The 17,906-nt window shown below is 67.2% G+C and carries 16 protein-coding genes and 1 pseudogene; 10 read left to right on the forward strand and 7 right to left on the reverse strand.

Annotated elements, in window-relative coordinates:
• Positions 1 to 203: 203 nt before the first annotated feature.
• Positions 204 to 821, forward strand: a complete 618-nt coding sequence (locus QJS31_RS18615; protein WP_306357263.1) for a hypothetical protein — start codon at positions 204 to 206, stop codon at positions 819 to 821.
• 101 nt (positions 822 to 922) lie between these two features.
• Here QJS31_RS18615 and QJS31_RS18620 read toward each other — a convergent pair whose 3' ends face one another.
• On the reverse strand, positions 923 to 1,597 hold the full coding sequence (locus tag QJS31_RS18620) for a S1 family peptidase (protein WP_306357264.1): 675 nt from the start codon (positions 1,595 to 1,597) through the stop codon (positions 923 to 925).
• A gap of 463 nt (positions 1,598 to 2,060) precedes the next feature.
• On the opposite strand from QJS31_RS18620, the gene QJS31_RS18625 reads away from it, so the two are divergent.
• From QJS31_RS18625 to QJS31_RS18665, 9 genes are all read left to right on the forward strand, one after another.
• A complete protein-coding gene (locus tag QJS31_RS18625) occupies positions 2,061 to 2,930 on the forward strand; it encodes an MlaE family ABC transporter permease (protein ID WP_372341572.1) in 870 nt (289 codons plus the stop codon).
• Positions 2,931 to 2,933: 3 nt separating this feature from the next.
• Positions 2,934 to 3,797, forward strand: coding sequence for an ABC transporter permease (locus QJS31_RS18630; protein ID WP_029932436.1), 864 nt, complete (start codon positions 2,934 to 2,936; stop codon positions 3,795 to 3,797).
• Positions 3,798 to 3,806: 9 nt separating this feature from the next.
• The gene (locus QJS31_RS18635; protein WP_282782565.1) at positions 3,807 to 5,306 is read left to right on the forward strand and encodes an MCE family protein; all 1,500 of its coding nucleotides are present in this window, start codon (positions 3,807 to 3,809) and stop codon (positions 5,304 to 5,306) included.
• Positions 5,303 to 6,331, forward strand: coding sequence for an MCE family protein (locus tag QJS31_RS18640; protein ID WP_282782563.1), 1,029 nt, complete (start codon positions 5,303 to 5,305; stop codon positions 6,329 to 6,331). Before QJS31_RS18635 ends, QJS31_RS18640 begins: the two co-directional genes overlap by 4 nt.
• A complete protein-coding gene (locus QJS31_RS18645) occupies positions 6,328 to 7,323 on the forward strand; it encodes an MCE family protein (RefSeq protein WP_282782561.1) in 996 nt (331 codons plus the stop codon). Before QJS31_RS18640 ends, QJS31_RS18645 begins: the two co-directional genes overlap by 4 nt.
• Entirely contained in the window at positions 7,323 to 8,417 is a 1,095-nt protein-coding gene (locus QJS31_RS18650) for an MlaD family protein (RefSeq protein WP_306357265.1), read from the forward strand. The genes QJS31_RS18645 and QJS31_RS18650 overlap by 1 nt, the downstream gene beginning before the upstream one ends.
• Positions 8,414 to 9,535, forward strand: coding sequence for an MCE family protein (locus QJS31_RS18655; RefSeq protein ID WP_306357266.1), 1,122 nt, complete (start codon positions 8,414 to 8,416; stop codon positions 9,533 to 9,535). Before QJS31_RS18650 ends, QJS31_RS18655 begins: the two co-directional genes overlap by 4 nt.
• A complete protein-coding gene (locus QJS31_RS18660) occupies positions 9,532 to 10,704 on the forward strand; it encodes an MlaD family protein (protein ID WP_282782556.1) in 1,173 nt (390 codons plus the stop codon). The genes QJS31_RS18655 and QJS31_RS18660 overlap by 4 nt, the downstream gene beginning before the upstream one ends.
• Before the next feature lie 108 nt (positions 10,705 to 10,812).
• The gene (locus QJS31_RS18665; RefSeq protein WP_306357267.1) at positions 10,813 to 11,760 is read left to right on the forward strand and encodes a hypothetical protein; all 948 of its coding nucleotides are present in this window, start codon (positions 10,813 to 10,815) and stop codon (positions 11,758 to 11,760) included.
• 261 nt (positions 11,761 to 12,021) lie between these two features.
• On the opposite strand, the pseudogene QJS31_RS18670 reads toward QJS31_RS18665, so the two are convergent.
• The 6 genes and pseudogenes from QJS31_RS18670 to QJS31_RS18695 all read right to left on the reverse strand — a co-directional run.
• Positions 12,022 to 12,537, reverse strand: a pseudogene (locus QJS31_RS18670) (ribonuclease H); the annotation flags it as partial.
• A gap of 10 nt (positions 12,538 to 12,547) precedes the next feature.
• Positions 12,548 to 13,147 (reverse strand): SRPBCC family protein, encoded by a 600-nt coding sequence (locus tag QJS31_RS18675; protein WP_282782552.1) that lies wholly within the window; start codon positions 13,145 to 13,147, stop codon positions 12,548 to 12,550.
• Positions 13,144 to 14,328 carry an L-2-hydroxyglutarate oxidase gene (lhgO, locus tag QJS31_RS18680; RefSeq protein WP_306357268.1) on the reverse strand — a complete coding sequence of 395 codons (1,185 nt, stop codon included), beginning with the start codon at positions 14,326 to 14,328 and terminating at the stop codon, positions 13,144 to 13,146. The genes QJS31_RS18675 and lhgO overlap by 4 nt, the downstream gene beginning before the upstream one ends.
• A 10-nt stretch (positions 14,329 to 14,338) precedes the next feature.
• Positions 14,339 to 15,337 carry a hypothetical protein gene (locus QJS31_RS18685; protein ID WP_306357269.1) on the reverse strand — a complete coding sequence of 333 codons (999 nt, stop codon included), beginning with the start codon at positions 15,335 to 15,337 and terminating at the stop codon, positions 14,339 to 14,341.
• 332 nt (positions 15,338 to 15,669) lie between these two features.
• Positions 15,670 to 16,461 (reverse strand): TIGR03084 family metal-binding protein, encoded by a 792-nt coding sequence (locus QJS31_RS18690; protein ID WP_306357270.1) that lies wholly within the window; start codon positions 16,459 to 16,461, stop codon positions 15,670 to 15,672.
• Between the two features lie 67 nt (positions 16,462 to 16,528).
• Positions 16,529 to 17,884, reverse strand: a complete 1,356-nt coding sequence (locus tag QJS31_RS18695; protein WP_282779026.1) for a hypothetical protein — start codon at positions 17,882 to 17,884, stop codon at positions 16,529 to 16,531.
• Positions 17,885 to 17,906 lie beyond the last annotated feature (22 nt).

A 17,906-nucleotide genomic window follows, 5' to 3' on the forward strand; every position in this document is an offset into this window, starting at 1 on the left:
GTTCTCCGCCGCGGTGTTCACATCCGCCCGGCCGCGCCCGATTACCGAGTGGTTCGCGGTTCTCGATCGAGAACCGCGGGTCCGCCACCGGACGCGGGATGTTCGCCTGCCCCGAGATTCTCGGGGTGACGGTTCCCCGGCGAGTGGTGTATGCATTCCAGGAAGCAGAACCTTGACGTTACTAAGGAAATACAGGACTCATCGTGTCGCGACAGTCGTTCTCTCTCCGGGTCGCCGTTTCCGCGTTCGCAGCAGCGGCCGCCCTGGTCCTCGCGGGCTGTGGGTCCACCGTGACCGGCACTCCGCTGGCGGCCGACAACGCCGGACCCGCCAGCACCGCGCCCACCACCTCGGCAAGTTCTCCGACCACCACCAGTGCCGCGCCCACCACCGGTGTGAACAAGGGCGGGTCCACCGACTTCCAGGCCAATATCGGTGATTGCGTGCAGTTGGGCGGCACCACCGACAACGCCACCATCGTGCGGGCGTCCTGCGGTTCGCAGAGCTCCAACTACAAGGTGGTCGGCAAGGCCCGCACCAACGACCAGTGCCCCACCGACGTCGACCAGGCGTACTACGAGACGCTGAACGGCATCGAGACCGGCGCGCTGTGCCTGGACATCGACTGGGTCATCGGCGGCTGCCTGGAACTCGGCGGTGAGGATCCCGAGCGCATCGACTGCTCCTCGACCACCGCCATCGAGGGCGTGCAGGTGCTGGCCATCGAGCGCAACACCACCAGCGTCGACGACTGCACCCAGGGCGACCAGGGCTACGTCTACGACGAGCGCCGCTTCGTCGTCTGCGTGACGCCGCTCTGAGACGGGGCTTTCGACAGGCCGGGTGGTCCGTACAGCAGCGGGGCGGTGATCCGGATGGATCACCGCCCCGCTCGGCTTTCGTCGGTGCTACCGCCCGCCGCTCAGATCGGATGGTAGCCCGCGCCCGCGCCGCCGCGGGCATTGATATCCGCCATGATGGCGTCCATATTGGTGCCCACCTCGGGGCCGAAGCAGGCGATGGCCAGGTAGGCGTTCACCATGCCCACGAGGGTGCTGCCCACCACGACGGGCGCGCCGGAATCGCCCTCGACCACGCACATCTGGGTCCACGTCTCGTAGTTGGTGGCGAAGACGTCGCCCCAGGTGACACCGCAGGTGTTGCCGGTGGTCCGGCCTTCCTTGCAGACGATCATCGGGAACTGCGGCGGTGCGCCGAGACCGGTGATGGTCACGTTCCCGATCCGGTTGACCGGGATGACCCGACCGGGCTGGAATTCGATGACGGCGTAGTCGAGCGCGTGATTGGAGTACACGAACTTCCCGATCACGCCGTAGCCGCGGGCCGCCTCCGCGTACACCTGCGCGCCCGGGTCACCGCAGTGTCCGGCGGTCAGTCCGACCAGTCGGCCGGCGGCGTCGTGCCCGATCGTCGTGAGGGTGCATTCGTACTCGTTGTCGATGACGATTCCGGAGCCGCCGCCCAACACGGGGGGTGCGGGATCTGCTAGTGCGGTCCCGGCTCCCGACCCGAGCAGCGCCGCGCTCATGGCGACGGCGAAGGCGGCCTGGGCCACCTTGGCGAGTTTCCTGATCATGTCCCTCCAGACGTCGGATGCCGATCTGTCAACGGTGTCAGCACATCCTGTCAGTATTCGTCCCCGATCGCCCCTTGTACTGCCACATGTTGCGTAGCCGTGTCCTGACTCATCGCTGCGGACCGGTCGGATGTTGCCGACTCGACACCAACTCGCGGAATCATTACGCACCCTGGGTGGATTTCGGATAAATTATTTCCACTTAATTAATGGGGCGGGGGTTGTGATTGTGCTGAGATCGGTGAACGATTGTTCAAGAACTAGAACGAGTTCTAGACCCCTGCCTGGTTCTTTGTGATATTTCCCAACCATGTTGTCGCTGTTCACATCAGTTTGCGGAAAGTGATCCGGCTCTATGACGGACAGCACAAGAGCGTGATGTGTTTTTCCTAACTCCGTAGTAAGGTGCGTCAAGCAACAGTCGCCGGAGGCAGGTCACCGGCGTCGAGAGGGGTAGCCAGTGGTGCAGTTGACCAAGAGTCCGGGCGGGGCGGGGTCATCAACGGAATCACGTCTGAACACAGCGGTTGACTGGACCAAGAGGTACTGGGAAGACCATCCGAAACGGTCTCTGGAGACCGGCGGCCGCATGATGGCCATGGGGGTCTCGGCCGTCGCCGAACTCTTCATCGCCATCTTCCGCAAGCGTTTTCCGTTCGGTGAGTTCGTCCGGCAGTGCGCCTTCATGGCCAATGTCGCCGCGGCACCCACCCTGCTGGTCGCCATTCCCATCGGTGTCATCGTGTCGATCCAGGTCGGTTCGGTCGCCGGACAGGTCGGCGCCACCTCGTTCATCGGCGCGGCCAACGGCCTCGGCATCATTCAACAGGGCGCGCCACTGGTCACCTCGCTCATGATCGCGGGAGCGGTCGGCTCGGCCATCACCGCCGATCTCGGTTCGCGCACCATCCGCGAGGAGATCGACGCCATGAAGGTGATGGGCGTCGACCCCATGCGCCGCCTGGTCGCCCCGCGCCTGGGCGCGGCCATGCTGGTGTCGGTGCTGCTGTGCGGTTTCGTGGTCTTCGTCGGCTTCCTCACCGGCTACGTGTTCAACATCTTCGCCCAGGGCGGTACGCCGGGTTCCTACGTCGGCACCTTCTCGTCCTTCGCGGTGACCCTGGATCTGCTTGTCGCGCTGCTCAAGTCGCTCATCTTCGGCCTGCTCGCGGCTATCATCGCCTGCGATACCGGCCTGAACACCCGGGGCGGCCCGGGCGGTGTCGCGAACTCGGTCAACACCGCGGTCGTCATGTCCGCGGTGATGCTCTTCGGCGTGAACCTGATCCTCACCCAGGTCTACAACACCCTCTTCCCCCCACAGATGGTCTGAGTCGTGTCAGCAACGTATGTTCCGCCGCTGCTGCGGCCGTTCCAGAAGATCAGGAGCACCGGGCGGGCTCCGGTCGACTTCATCGCGCGGGTGGGCCACCAGGTCTTCTTCTTCCTGCGCTCGCTCGCCTCCATCCCGTTGGCCTTCAAGCAGTACCCCAAGGAGGTTTGGCGGCTGCTGTCCGACGTCACCTGGGGCAACGGCAATCTCGTCGTGGGCGGCGGCACCATCGGCGTGGTGATCATCCTGTCGGCCTTCGGCGGTATGACCGTCGGCATCCAGGGGCACACCTCCCTGAACCTGCTGGGCCTGAGCCCGATCACGGGCGCGATCTCCGCCTTCGCCACCACCCGCGAACTGGGGCCGCTGCTGGCGGCGCTGGCCTTCGCGGCCCAGGCGGGCTGCCGCTTCACCGCACAACTGGGCGCCATGCGCATCTCCGAGGAGATCGACGCGCTGGAGTCGGTCGCCATCCGGCCGCTGCCGTATCTGGTGAGCACCCGCATGATCGCGGCCATGATCGCCATCGTGCCGCTGTACTGCCTGGCGCTGCCGGTGGCCTACATCTCCTGCTCGATCACCGTGCAGCTGATCGGCGGCACGGCCGCGGGCACGTTCCAGCACTACTTCTATCAGTTCCTGGTACCGCAGGACGTGCTGTATTCGATGCTGAAGGCGATCCTGTTCGTCGCCATCACCACCTTCATCCAGTGCTACTACGGCTTCTTCGCCTCCGGCGGCCCCGAGGGCGTGGGCGTGGCGGCCGGTCGCGCGATCAAGCTCTGCATCATCGCGGTGGTGTTCGCCGACCTGTTCATGACATTGGCCATCTGGGGCGTCGACCCCGGCATCCGGATCTCGGGATAGGGGGCGAGCATGATCATCGATCCGAGTGGGCGTGGACCGACCATGCGCCAGCTGCTCGTCGCGGGCATCTGCGGGCTGGCCGTCTTCGCCTTGATCCTGGGCTTTCTGATGGCGCGCTATCAGGGCTATTTCGTCGAGAAGGTCAATGTCACGGCCAATCTCACCACCACCGGTGACGGCCTGCCGCAGAACGCCGACGTGAAGTTCCGCGGTGTGCTGGTCGGCGTGGTCGACGAGGTGTCGGTGGCCGCCAAGGGCGAGCTGCAGAAGGTGCACATCGAGATGAAGCCGGAGTACGTCTCCGGCATCCCGGCCAATGTGACCGCCCGGGTGGTGCCCTCCAACCTGTTCGCCGTGACCTCGGTCGAATTGGTCTACAACGGACCCGATCCCGCCAATGCGCACCTGAAGGAGGGTTCGGAGATCCCGGAGGACCGCTCCAAGGGCACCATCGCGCTGCAGGACACCCTCACTACGGTGCGCGACATCCTCAGCAAGATCGATCCGATCCAGTTCGGCCGCGTGCTGGGCACCCTGTCCTACGCCCTGGACGGCAGCGGGCGCGTGCCCGGCTCCACCGTCGAGCGGGTGGACCGCTGGCTGCTGGCGGTGGACGAGTCCATTCCGGACCTCGGCGTCATGCTGGACGACTTCTCGCAGTCGTTCCGGGCACTGAACCAGTCGGCGCCCGAACTCATGAACGTGCTGGCGGACTCGGTGCAGACCGCGCAGACCATCTCCGACCGGCGCAGCGAACTGGCCGCGCTCATCACGGGCACGGGCGGCACCGTCGACAAGGTCAACGACCTGTTCGCCCGCAACCCCGATGTGGGCAAGGAGGTCACCGTCGGCACCAGTGCGCTGTTCGGCGCGATGTCCGACGATCCCGGCGCCATTCCGCAGGCCATCGAGAACCTGAACAACTCGGTGCGCGCGCTGGCCAGCACCTTCCACTGGGGTCCGCAGCGGCAGATGGTGTGGAATATGGGCCTCACCTTCACGCCGTACAAGCCCTACACCCAGGCCGACTGCCCGCGCTACGGCGAGCTGGCCGCGCCCAGTTGCGCCACCGCGCCGGCGGAGTCGAGTCCGGGCGAGCTGCCGGAGTCGTTGCGGCCCAGGGCCCTGGAGTCGGCGGCCGGGCTGCCGCCGGTGCAGCTGCCGGAGGGCTTCCCCGGCATTCCGGGACTGACCACCGCCGAGACCACCGAGCCGGGCGCACCGGGCGCACCGGGTGCGCAGCCGGGCAACCCGCTCAGCGGTACTCCGCTGGAAGGGCTGTTCCCGAACCTGTTCGGAGCAGCTCCGGCCCCCGCGCCCGCCCCGGCCCCGGATCCCGCCGCGCAGCCGCAGACCACGCCGGCCGCGGCCGGGCCGATCTCCTACGCCGGTGACGACGCGATCGTGGCCCTGCTGGGTCGCAAGCCGACCATCGCCGAGTACCTGTTGTTGAGCTCGATCCTGAGGGGTGGAACCTTGCAAGTGACCGAAACCGGAGGCGGCCGATGAGCATTCGCAAACCGCTGATCGGGTTCAGTCTCTTCGCGGTCGTCGCGATCCTGGTGACCACGGTCATCTGGAACACCCTCGCGCGCACCGTGGAGGGCTCCACCAACACCTACAACGCCACCTTCTCCGATGTCCTCGGGCTGCGGGAAGGGGACGACGTGCGCATGGCGGGCGTGCGGGTCGGCAAGGTCGAGGCGATCGAACTGGATTCCGACAACAACGCCCGGGTGAGCTTCATCGTGCAGCGCGACCAGTCGCTGTTCAACAACACCAAGGCACTGGTGCGCTACCAGAACCTGATCGGCCAGCGCTACATCGCGCTGGCCCCGGGACAGGGCGGCGACACCTCGGAACTGAAGAACAACGGGTCCATCCCGATCGAGCGCACCGAACCGTCCTTCGACATCTCGGGCCTGCTCAACGGGTTCCAACCGCTGTTCCAGGTGCTGTCCCCGGAGCAGGTGAACAACCTGTCGGAGACCTTCATCCTGGCGCTGCAGGGTGACGGAGTCTCGTTGAGCGCCTTCATCACCCAGGCCGCGGCCCTGGCCACCGACTTCCAGCGCCGCGACGCCATCCTGTCGGACGTGATCACGAACCTGTCCGGCGTGATGTCCGGCCTGGCCCGGCGCGGCGGCGAACTGGAGACCCTGGTCGCCCAGACCCGGGCGCTGATCGGCGGGCTGTACGCGCAGGGTCAGTCGCTGCAGGCGTCCACGGTGCAGATCGCCGACGCCACCGGCGCGCTGGTGAACATGCTCGGCGTGATCCAGCCGAAACTGGCGGTGGCGCAGAGTTCCACCCGCGACGCCCTGACCCTGCTGCTCGCCAATGGCGCGAAGTTGGATCAGGCCGCGATCGACCTGCCCGCCATCCTGGCCAATGTCGGCAAGTTCACCCAGAACGGCACCTACGCCAACGCGTACGTGTGCTCCCTGGACGTGTCCCTGTACGGCGTGCTCTTCCCGCGCGGTCTGTTCAACCAGATCGGCGGCAACTCCCACTCGGCGGTGTGCCGGCCATGATCGAGACAATCAAGAACCGCTTCCACAGCAATCGCAACTTCTGGCTCGGCCTGATCGGTGCGCTGGTCATCGTGGCGCTGCTGCTGGCCTCCAATGCCTATCGCCTGATCGGCGTGGGTGAGCAGTCCATCGAGGCCGAGTTCGCCCAGACCGCCGGTGTGAAGGTCGGCGACAAGGTGGACGTCTCCGGCGTTCCGGTCGGCCGGGTGGCCGGTATGGAACTCGAGGGTGACCACGTGCTGATCACCCTCCAGATCAGCGATGACGTGAAGCTCGGGCCCGATGCGCGGGCGGCCATCAAGATGGCCACCCTGCTGGGCGCGCGCTACATCGACCTCGATCCGGGCGACGGCTCCGGACTGCCGGGCGACCGGATTCCCGTGAACAACACCGATGTCCCCTACAACCTGGCCGACGTGGTGCAGGAGGGCACGCCCAAGTTCGCGGCCCTCGACACCCAGAAACTGGCCGAATCGCTGAACCTGATCAACCAGCAGCTCGGCGACACCCCGCAGCTCACGGTGCAGGCCCTGGACGCGGTCGGTGCGCTGGCCAAGACCATGAACGACCGCAAGAACGACGTCGACCAGCTGCTGAAGGATCTGGACAAGGTCACCAGGATTCTGGCCGACAACCGCAACAGCGTGCTGCTGGTGATCACCCAGGGTGAGGCCATCGCCAATCGGGTGATGGAGCGCCAGGGCCTGCTGCGCTCGCTGCTGGACAACATCGCCACCCTCAGCCGCCAGCTGCAGGAGATCGGCGCGCAGAACGACAACCAGTTCGGCCCGACACTCCAGCAGCTCAACACCATGGCCGAGGGTCTGCAGAAGAACAAGGACAACCTGGACCGGCTGCTGTCGATCATGCCGCCGTCGGTTCGGCAGTTCAACAATGTGTTCGGCAACGGCAATTACGGCGAGGTCGGTCTGCCGTGGCTGTTCCCGGACAACTGGCTGTGCTTCGCGCATGTGGCAGAGGGGTGCCAGTAATGACCAAGTTCACGCGAATCGCCAAGGCCGTCATGATCGGCGCGGCGGCCCTGGCCGTCGGCAGCTGCTCCGTCGTGCCCATCGGGGTGAAGGACGCCGTCGGACAGACCCAGCACTTCACCGCCGACTTCCTCAATATCGCGGGCATGTTCGAGGGCAACCCGATCACCGTGCTCGGCCTCGAGGTCGGCAAGGTCGACAAGATCGTGCCCAAGGGTGAGTACGTCGAGGTCCACATGACCGTGGACAAGGGCATCAAGATTCCGAAGGACGTGACGGCGGCGCTCATCTCGCCCTCCATCGTCACCGACCGGCACATCGAGCTGACCCCGGTGTACACCGGCGGTGAGACCCTGCCCGAGGACGCGCACCTGACCACCCAGCAGACCCGGACGCCGGTCGAGCTGGACCAGATGATCAAGACCATCGACGCCTTCGCCGAGGCGCTCAAACCGCAGGAGGGGCAGGAGGGCATCGGCCCGCTGTCCGGTCGGGTGCTCTACCCGATGCTCAACGGCCAGGGCGAGAAGATGCGCGACACCCTCGACGCCCTCTCCGGTGCGCTGAAGGTGGGTGTGGACAACAAGGACGCGGTCTCCAGCATCATCATCAAGCTCAATGAGCTGACCACCATGCTGGCCGAGAACGACCAGGCGGTCCGGGATTTCAGCGACAAGATGACGCAGATGTCCACGCTGCTGGCCGAGCAGGCGCCCGGCCTGCAGGCCACGCTGGATCAGCTCAATGCCTTCCTGGCCAATACCAGCGGTGCGTTCGCGGAGTACCAGAACGAACTCAACGGCACGCTCACCGGTCTCACCAATGTCACCCAGCAGCTGCGCGACAACGCGGCCGGTGTGGTCGAGATCGTGGACGTGGCACCGCTGCTCATGCAGAACCTGGACCGCTCGGTCAACCGTCAGGGCCGGTTCATCCGCCTGCACGCCGTGCTCGGCACCGCGCTCTCCGGTGAGATCGTCAGCCTGTTCTGCGAGCGCATCCAGATGCGGGCAGACGGCTGCCGCACCGGCAAGATTGAAGATTTCGGACCCGATCTCGGGCTCACCGCGGCAATGTTGGGACTGACACGATGAGCAACCGACTGAGCCGGGACGCCCGGCGCACCAAGCGGATTCGCCGCGGCGTGGTCGCACTGGCCGCGACCGTCTCGACGCTGGCGGTCTCCGGCTGCGGTGTCACGGTCGAGAACCTGCCGCTGCCGAAACCCGGTGCGGGGCGAGATACGTACACGATCCACGCCGTTTTCGAGAATGCGCTGAACCTGCCGGACCAGGCCAAGGTCAAGATCGGCGGCTCCGACGTCGGTGTGGTCACCAAGATCGAGACCAAGAATTTCGAAGCGCATGTGGATCTGGCGATCCGCACCGATATCGAACTCCCGGCCAACAGCACCGCCGAACTCCGCCAGGCCACCCCGCTCGGCGATGTCTTCGTGGCGGTGTCCAAGCCCAAGGACGAACCGGGGCAGCAGGTCTTGGAGGACGGCGACACCCTCAGCCGCGAGCAGACCTCCGCGGGCGCGACGGTCGAGGAACTGCTGCTGTCGGTCTCGCTGCTGTTCAACGGCGGCGGCATCGCCAGCCTGACCAAGATCACCAACGAGCTGGAATCCATTGTGGGCGGGCGAGGTCCGCAGCTGGCCCACCTCATCACCCAGATGACCGGTATCACCGCCAGCCTCAACGACAACAGCGCCCGGGTGGACCAGACCCTCGCGGGATTCAGCGCGCTGGCCACCACCCTCGAGGCCAATCACAACGAACTGGGCCAGGTGGCCGACAGCCTGCCGAACATGATCGGCGCCATCGCCGAGAACAACCAGGCCCTCGGCGAACTGCTCACCAAGGTCTCGACAACCAGTGCGGCCCTGGGCGACTACGCCAACACCACCTCCGCCGAACTGGCCAGCCTGCTCGACAACGTGCGGCAGCTCATGGACGCACTGGCGCAGACGGAACCGAATCTCGGCCCGGCGCTCGACGCCCTGCGCGAGATCCGTCCCATGGCCGACGCGTCCTTCAAGGGCAACACCCTCGCCGTGGCCGCCACCCTGACCATGCTCGACATCGGCCTGCTCACCGATCCGGCCAACAGCAAGTTCCCGGACCTGAAGGACTTCAGCGATTTCGCGGGCAGCCTCATCCAGGTGTTGCAGATCGTCCAGGGCCGGATCTCGGGGGGCCACCGATGAGCTGGGTGAAGGCGCACAAGAATCTGGTGTCGAACGCCGCGCTGGTGCTCATTCTGCTGGTGGGTGCGTCCTACCTGGCGGTGAGCGTCATGCGGGTGAATCCGCTGCGCGATACCTACCGGGTGACGGTCAACCTGGACCGTTCCGGCGGTCTGCAACCGGGCAACGACGTGACCCTGCGCGGCTACCGCGTCGGCAAGGTCGCCGAGATCTCGCTGGTCGACAATGGCGCGGGCATCGCCGCCATCGCGGAGATCGACACCAAATACAAGATCTCCTCCGATACCCGGATCGCCGTCCAGGCGCTCTCGGGCGCCGGTGAGCAGTACATCGACTTCCGGCCGAACACCGACCAGGGCCCGTACCTGCGCGACGGTTCGGTGGTGGCCTTCGATCCGGAGGCCGTGCGGACCCCCACGCCGGTATGGGCGGTGCTGGACAACTCCAGCGAGCTGATCGCCCAGGTCGATCCGGACAAGTTCAGTGTGATCCTCAACGAGTTGGACATCGCCTTGTCCGGCGGCCAGGACCAGTTGCGCGCCATGATCAACGGCATCAGCCTGGCCGCCGCCGGGCTGGACGGCCTGTTGCCGCAGACCACCAATCTCATTACGAACCTGCGCACCATCGCCGACACCACCTCGCTGGCCCAGCCGGATCTGGGTACGCTGACCGCGAATTCGGGTGTGCTGTTCCAGCAATTCAACGACGCCAACGCCGAACTCCAGCGGATCCTGGAGCAGGCGCCGGGCCAGATGGAGACCCTCGGCGCGGTGCTCGACAAGACCGCCGATCCGATGACCAGCCTGGCCCAGAACTTCGCGGCCATCACCAAGGCCGCGCAGTTGCGGGTCCCCGCGTTGCGGGCGCTGTTCCCGTCGCTCGTGGTGGGCACCTCGGCCATGGGCGTACCCGCGCACGACGGCGAGTTCTACACCATCGTGGATATCTGGCCGCGCCCGTACTGCCAGTACCCGGCCAAGACGGTGCGGCCCGAGGTCGCCACCGACAACACCTTCCCTCGGTGGACGGGCACCTGCCTCAACCCTCCGGCGGATCAGCAGATTCGCGGTTCGGCCAACGCGCCGCGGCCGGATGTGCCGAACAACGGCGCCAATCCGCCCACGGATGTCGACCTGAACGAGCGCACCCTGCCGCCCGTGAAGTGAGCGCGAGCATCCCGGTACGGTGGTGTGGGTCACCGGGCCGGGCTTACTCGCCGAGCAGAACCTAGACGGTGCGTCCGCAGCGCACCGGGAAAAGTGAGAGCAATTTCCATGTCGGATGACGCTGCCCAGAAGAAGACAACCGAAGAAGACGATTCGACGGCCGGGGCCGATGCCGTGGGCAGCGCCGACACTGCTGCTACGGAGAAGATCGAGGCCGCCGACGCCACCGCGGAATCGACGCCGGACCTGAGCAAGAAGGCCGATGCGGCCGAGCCGAAGGCCCCGGAAGCCAAGGCCCCCGAAGCCAAGGCCCCCGAAGCCAAGGCCCCCGAAGCCAAGGCCACCGAAGCCAAGGCCACCGAAGCCAAGGTCCCGGCAGCGAAGGTCTCGACCTCGAAGAGCGCCCAGCCGACCCCGCCACCCCCGCCGCGGGAGCCGCAGCGCCCCGCCGCCACCGGAGGGGGCTCGGGTGGTGGATCGCTACCGCTCATCGCCGCGTTCACCGCGGGTGTGCTGCTGGTCGCCGCCATCGCCACCGGCGTGTGGTTCTTCCTGCAGAACCGCACGCACGAGAACGAACTCGCCGCCCGCGACGAGGCCACCGCGGCCGCCTGCGAATTCGGCAAGGCGGTCTCCAGCTATGACGCCGCGAATCTGGGCGACTACTTCGACAATGTGAAGTCGCGCTCCACCGGACAGTGGGGCCAGTTCTTCAGCGGTGCGGCCGACACCCTCGAAACGGCCATGAAGAGCGTCAACGCCCGCTCCACCCTGGACGAGATCCACTGCGCCTACGAGTCCGGCGACGAGAACAAGGCGTCCATCGTGCTGATCATCACCCAGGTCCGCTCCAATTCGGTGGTGCCGCAGCCGGACATGCTGACCGTGCCCGGTGTGGCGGAGATGGAGAAGAAGGACGGCAAGTGGCTGGTGGCCAACTTCGACTCCCCCACGCTCAAGGGCCTGAACCCGGTCGCCCCCACCGGCCCGCAGCCCGGCCAGACCGAACCCGAGCAGCCCGCCCCCGACGCCGAGACCCCGGCGCCCGGTAACTGACCCCACATCCGATAGCGGACGCCCCACTCGCAACCATGCGGGTGGGGCGTCTGTCGTTCGGGGGCGGTCGCCTCAGAACAGTGTCAGGGCGTCCGGGTCGGGTGCCGCGGTGGCCGACCGGCGACGCATCGGCGGCGGGGCGGGAATGGTGTCCTGCAATGCGGCCGGATCGGCGACGGTCGCGGCCGTGGTCGCCGCATGGGCGGGCACCACCGGAATCGGCGTGGTCGGCGGGGTGGCGTCGGCGGCTCGGGTGTGGGGCGGTGTCGCGGGCTCCGCCGCGGCGGGTTCGGTGAGGTCCGGTTCGGGCAGGTCCGGATCGGGCAGGTCCGGATCGGGCAGCGCGCCCGCGGCCACCTTGCGCGCGGCCTGTCCCGCCAGCGTGTCGGCCTGTTCGTTGAAGTAGTTGCCCACATGTCCGCGTACCCAGCGGAAGCGCACGGGCCCGGGGCGAGTGGAGATGGCCTCGTCGATCAGGCGGATGAGTTCGACATTCTTGACCGCGCCACCGGTGGAGGTGCGCCAGCCATTGCGTCGCCAGCCGTTGATCCACTCCGAGGCGCATTTGATGGCGTAGAGGGAATCGCTCTCGATGAGCAGGGGTTCGGATCCGTGATGGGCGCGTACCGCCTCGAGTAGCGCGCGTAGCTCGGCGATCTGATTGGTGCCGGTGGGAGCTCCGCCACTGGCCGATCCGCCCGCGTGATTGACCCAGGCCCACCCGATGGCGCCACCCGGGTTACGCAGGCACGATCCGTCGGTGCTCACGATGATCATGCTTGGCACCCTACGCAATCCGGCCGACAAGATCCGTTCCGTGGAATCCCTCTATCTCCCTTCGCAATTGCGATTCGGTCCGTCGCACCGCCGATTGTACGGCCGGATGCAGCATTCGTGAGCACAGGCGGCCTAGAAGACCTGGCGGTTTGAAATACTCCGCCTCGGAGGTGATCACCGAACGACCGTAGCCCAGCGGATCGAATCGCAGGCTGACCACCGCGAGCGGGGAGTCCGCAGGCGCCGCCTTCCCCGGTCGGCGCCTGCGGAGTGTGTACTCGATGACCGCGTTGCGGCGGTACTCGGTGATCTCACACTCGACCGTCGGATGCCACGGGCCCACCCGGAGGGTGCACGCGAAGGTCGCCCCCGCACCGTGGTCGGTCTCCCCGACGGGTTCGAAGGCGGCGACGGCGAAGGCCCAGTCCGGCACGAACTGATGGTTGTCCGTGTATCTGAACGCGACCTCCACGGGCGCTCCGACGTCGCTCGCGAGTTTGATATGGCCCATAGGTGCTCCCTGTCCCACGGCTGCGGTTAAAAGTACTACATCCGTCCTCTTTATTGTCAGGGTTACCGAGCCTTTGCCGCATTCCCGATATGTGATCAACCGTCCAATTCATTGACGATGTGAGCCGCGATGGGCAGCGCCGATGTCGCGGCGGGTGAGGGGGCGTTCAGGACGTGAACCGACCGATCCGTTTTCTCGAGCAGGAAATCGTGGACGAGCGTGCCGTCGCGCAGCACTGCCTGCGCCCGGATGCCCGCCTCGCGCGGCAGCAGGTCGTCGAGCGTGAGCTCCGGGCAGTAGCGCCGACATTCGGCCAGGTAGCCGCGCTTGAACAGCGAATTGCGCAGCTCCCGAACGCCGGTCCGCACATTGGCCGCCGCCACCCGGTGAAAACCCCGGAATCCCAGGATCTCCCGCACATCACGCAGATCGACGCTGCCCTTGCGGTAGCCCTCGCGGGCCAGACCCAATACCGCGTTCGGCCCGACGGTCAGGTCACCGTCGATGGTGGGGCTCAAATGCACACCCAGGAAGGGCAATTCGGGGTCCGGGATGGGATAGATGAGGGTGCGCACCAGATCTTTGCGGGCCGGCGGCAGCTGGTAGTACTCGCCCCGGAACGGCACGATGCGCAGCTGGGTCCGCAGGCCCGCCAGCCGCGCCAGCCGATCGGCCTGCAGACCCGCGCACACCACCAGCCGCCGGGCCCGCCAACGTCCGGCCGGGCCGGAAACGGTGACCGCGTCGCCGGTTTCGTCGATGGCGGTGATCTCCGCCCCGAGTATCACGGTGCCGCCCGCGGCCCGCACCTGCGCCGCCAGCGCGGCCGTCACCCGGGCGTAGTCGATGATCCCGGTATCGGGGACGAACAGCGCGCCCACCCCGGTCACCCGGGGCTCGCGCCGCCGCAGTTCGGCGGCGTCGAGCAGTTCCACGTCCACGCCATTGGTGGCCGACCGCTCGTACAGCGCCAGCATTCGGGCATGCTCGGCGGAATCGGTCGCCACCAGCAGTTTTCCGCACACCTGGAACGGAATGCCATGTGCCGCCGCGAATTCCTTGGTGCGCCGCGCCCCTTCCCGGCACAGCCGCGCCTTCAGGCTGCCCGGCGCGTAGTAGATGCCGGAGTGGATGACGCCGCTGTTGTGCCCGGTCTGATGGGTGCCCAGCGCGGCGGCCTTCTCCACCAGCAGCAGACTCGCCCCGGGGTGGCGGGACAGCAGCCGGTGGGCCGTGGCCACGCCGACGATGCCGCCACCGATCACGCAGAAGTCGTACACGCAGCAAGTGTCACACAGTGGTGAGGCCGCCGACCTCCGGTGCGACAGGGGTATGCGGCCGCCCGGCCTGGGTTTCCAGGGGCGCGACCGGTTGCGGAGCGGGAGCGTCGGCCGTGACGGGTTGCTGGGGTGCGCCGGTGCGCCCGAGCGCGGTGTCCGGCTGGGGCGCACCGCCGAGCGTGGTGTCCGGCTGGGGCGCACCGCCGAGCGTGGTGTCCGGCTCGGGCCCAGCGCCGAGCGTGGTGTCCGGCTCGGGCCCAGCGCCGAGCGCGGTGTCCGGCTCGTCCGATGCCGATGCGTTCGCCGTGTCCGGGGTTATCGCGGCCGGTTCCGGCGCGGTCGCCGCGGCGGGTGCCGGATAGCGGGTCAGCCGCACGCCGACCTCGCCGAGTTCGGTGTCGGAGAGCGTGAGGGTGAGCTCACCGCTCCTGGTGTCGAGCTCGGTGTGCAGTCGGGTGGTGCCGGCCGGTCCGAGGTCGATCCCATCGCCGCGGGTGGCGGGCAGCACCAGATCGGCGACGGTGCCGAAGACATTGGTGTCCACCGTGATGGCGACCGAATTGCGTGGGTTTGGGACGACCTGCGCCCCCACGAAGGTGTCGCCCACGCGAATGCGTCCGGCCAGGCCGGGCGCATCCGCAGGTTGCTGGCCGGAGGTCAGGATGCTGGGGCGCGCGGCCGCCACCGCCGACTGGGTCGGCGAGTCGGTCAGCGGACCGAAAAGCGAAGCGAGCTCGATCTTTTCGGCAATGGGTGTGACCACCGGGCGTTCCGGCAGTCCCGGGACGGTCCCGGTGCCCCCGCGAGGATGCGGCGGTGCGGGTGGTGCGGCGATGACAGGGTCGGGACGCTGTGCCCCGGGTAGCTCATTGGCGATATAGGTGCCCGCGGCGACGGTGAGGCCGATGCTGGCCATGCCCGCGCCGACGACGGCGGTGTGGCGGAGGATCTGTGCGGCGCGCCGAGTGTTACTGGTAGCCGCGCCCCGCGTCGCCGGATCGTGCGACATCTGGTGCGGTCCTTTCCATTTCCCCTCGTCCCCCTGCTCCCCTGCGGCGTACGACCCGCACCGTTGAAAGTCGTACGCCCGTCCAGGTTACGGTGCCGTCGGGTTACACATGTCCCTCGTGAGAGCAGGATCACAGCTCGGCAACTGAACGCATTAGTGCGTTTCCGCCGTCTGACGGCGGGGTAAATATTCGGGTAGCTGGCGAGCGTCATCTCGACTGCCACGAAGACCTCCGGCCAACGGCGTCCGGTCGGCACCAGGCACGGCGCATCTACAGTGACGCTCGCCCGCTCTCGTCTACGCCGAGGTCGGAGGTCGAAACGTACGGCGGGTCAGGCGAACTGGCCCGCCGCACGACCGACTCCGGGGGGACCGGCGAAAGCCTGTGCGAGACTCACCCATTCGGCCGCGTCGTCACCGACCACCGCGAGATCCAGATCGTCGAGGTGGCGGCGCTGGGTCACCAGCTGGCAGAAATCCAGAGCCGAACCGCTGATGCGCTGCGCCGCGTCCGCCGGACCCCAGGTCCACCGGCTGCCGTCGGGTGCGGTCAGCTCCACCCGGAACTCCTCGGCGGGTGCGGTGCGGCCGTGCACCAGGTACGCGTAATTCCGGGTGCGCACGCCGAGATGGGCGATGTGCCGCAGCCGGGCGGTGGGGGTGCGCACCACGCCGAGCGCATCGGCCACGTCCTGCCCGTGCGCCCAGGTCTCCATGAGGCGCGCGGTGACCATGGACGCCGGACTCATGGGCGGCCCGAACCAGGGCAGCTTCGTTCCCGCGGGCACCTGTCGCAGCGCGTCGATCAGTGCCGTTCGGCGCGAACGCCATTCGGCCAGCAGTTCCGGCGCCGGTGTGCGGGCCTTCTCCGCCGCCGCCTCGTCCACGAAGGTCAGCGCGCGGGGTCCGGCCTCCTCGACCAGCTTCACGAACCGCTCGGGGTCGGTGGCGGCGACTGCCGCCACCTCGTCTGTCCAGGTCAGATGCCCGATCTGATGCGCGATACTCCACCCGGGCGCGGGCGTGTCCCGCCCCCACTCGGCGGGATCGAGATCCGCCACCAGCGCATCCAGCTCCGCGCACTCGGCGGCGAAATCCTCGAGCAGCGCCTCCACGTCGGCCATGCCGGTCAGCATCGCAGTGCGCCGAGAAGAATGCAAGCAAGCGTGCTTGTATTTGTGCGGCCGACCCCTACCAGCCGAACAGAATCAGGTGCATCGCGCCGACGCCCAAGCCGAGCACCGCGCCGTGCAGGTACAGCAGCCAGGCGTCCTGCTCCACCGAGGCGTAGAACATCTCCATGAACTCGCCGGGAGTGAGCTGCTGGAGTTTGCGGGCCGCGAACTCGTCGATCTTCTCGGCCTGTTCGGCCGCGAAGGCTTCGTCCTCGACCAGGCTCGGGGCCAGCCCCACCGCCGCGCCGACCGCCCCGACCTTCAGATTGTCGAACTGCCGCCGCCCGAAGGCCGCCCGCACCACCGACCGGGTGGGTCCCAGCTGTCGATGGATGGAATCGGAGATGAGCCGCTCCAGCAGCCGCCGGGTCTTGTCCCCATTGGGCCCGTCCAGCAGCTCCTTCGCCAGATTCGGCAGGGTCAGCACCTGGTAGGCCAGGATCTTGGCCAGATCCTGCGCCGCCTCGGGCTGCCGCTTGGCCAGCAGCGCCTGTTTCCACAGGTATTTGTAGCGCGGCTGCGGATCGCCGGGTTCGAACACCATCTTCACCGCGATCACATTCACGATCACGCCGATGGCCGCCGTGGCGAGCAGCACCACGAGCCAGCTGGGAATCCAGCCGACGACCGGAATGTCGTGGTGCACATGCAGGTATAGCGCCAGCAGCAGGCCGAAGGGCGCGCCGAGCAGGCCGATCCGCACCATGAAGCGCAGTTCCGGCGCGGCGATGGTGGTGGTCAGATCCTTGAGGATGGTCGGATTGTCCCGCAGGTAGCGGATGACGAAATCCTTGATGTCGATGAGCTGTTCGACATTGTCACCGAGGTGATCGAAGGCCCGCCGGGACAACAGCGGCAGCTCGCGTTCCACCCGCTGATAGATGATCTGCTTCACCGCGCGCGGCACGGTGGCCCACAGATCCGGGTTCTCCCGCATCATGATCTCGTCCACGATGGGCTGCACCTGTTTGCGGGCGATCTCGGCGATGTAGTCGGCGATGCCGTCCAGATCGAGTTCGTGGATGAAGTCGCGCGGACTGCCGATCCGCATGAGCGCCTTGTCCACGCAGATACTGGCCATCTTCTCGGCGCGGGCGGGGATGAAGCCCTGGAAGCCGAGCTGTCTGCCGTCACCGGAGAAGGTGGGCAGCACCTGCACCCGGCGCGGGAAGTAGGGATACAGCACATCCAGGCCCGGCACCCGGAAGCCGCGGAAGTAGACCGGCCAGAAGAGCATGAGCACGCCGGTCCAGTTGGTGAGCCAGCCGGCCACGGCGCTGAACAGCGGGAAACTCACCAGGTCGACCACGAGTTTGGACTGGCCGGTGAGGTGCTCCCAATCGATGAAGAGCCCCGAGGCCAGTATGGTCATCGCAGCGTCCCCCTACGGTGCC

The sequence above is a fragment of the Nocardia sp. CC213A genome (assembly GCF_030766805.1).
GTDB classification, from domain to species: Bacteria; Actinomycetota; Actinomycetes; order Mycobacteriales; family Mycobacteriaceae; genus Nocardia; species Nocardia otitidiscaviarum.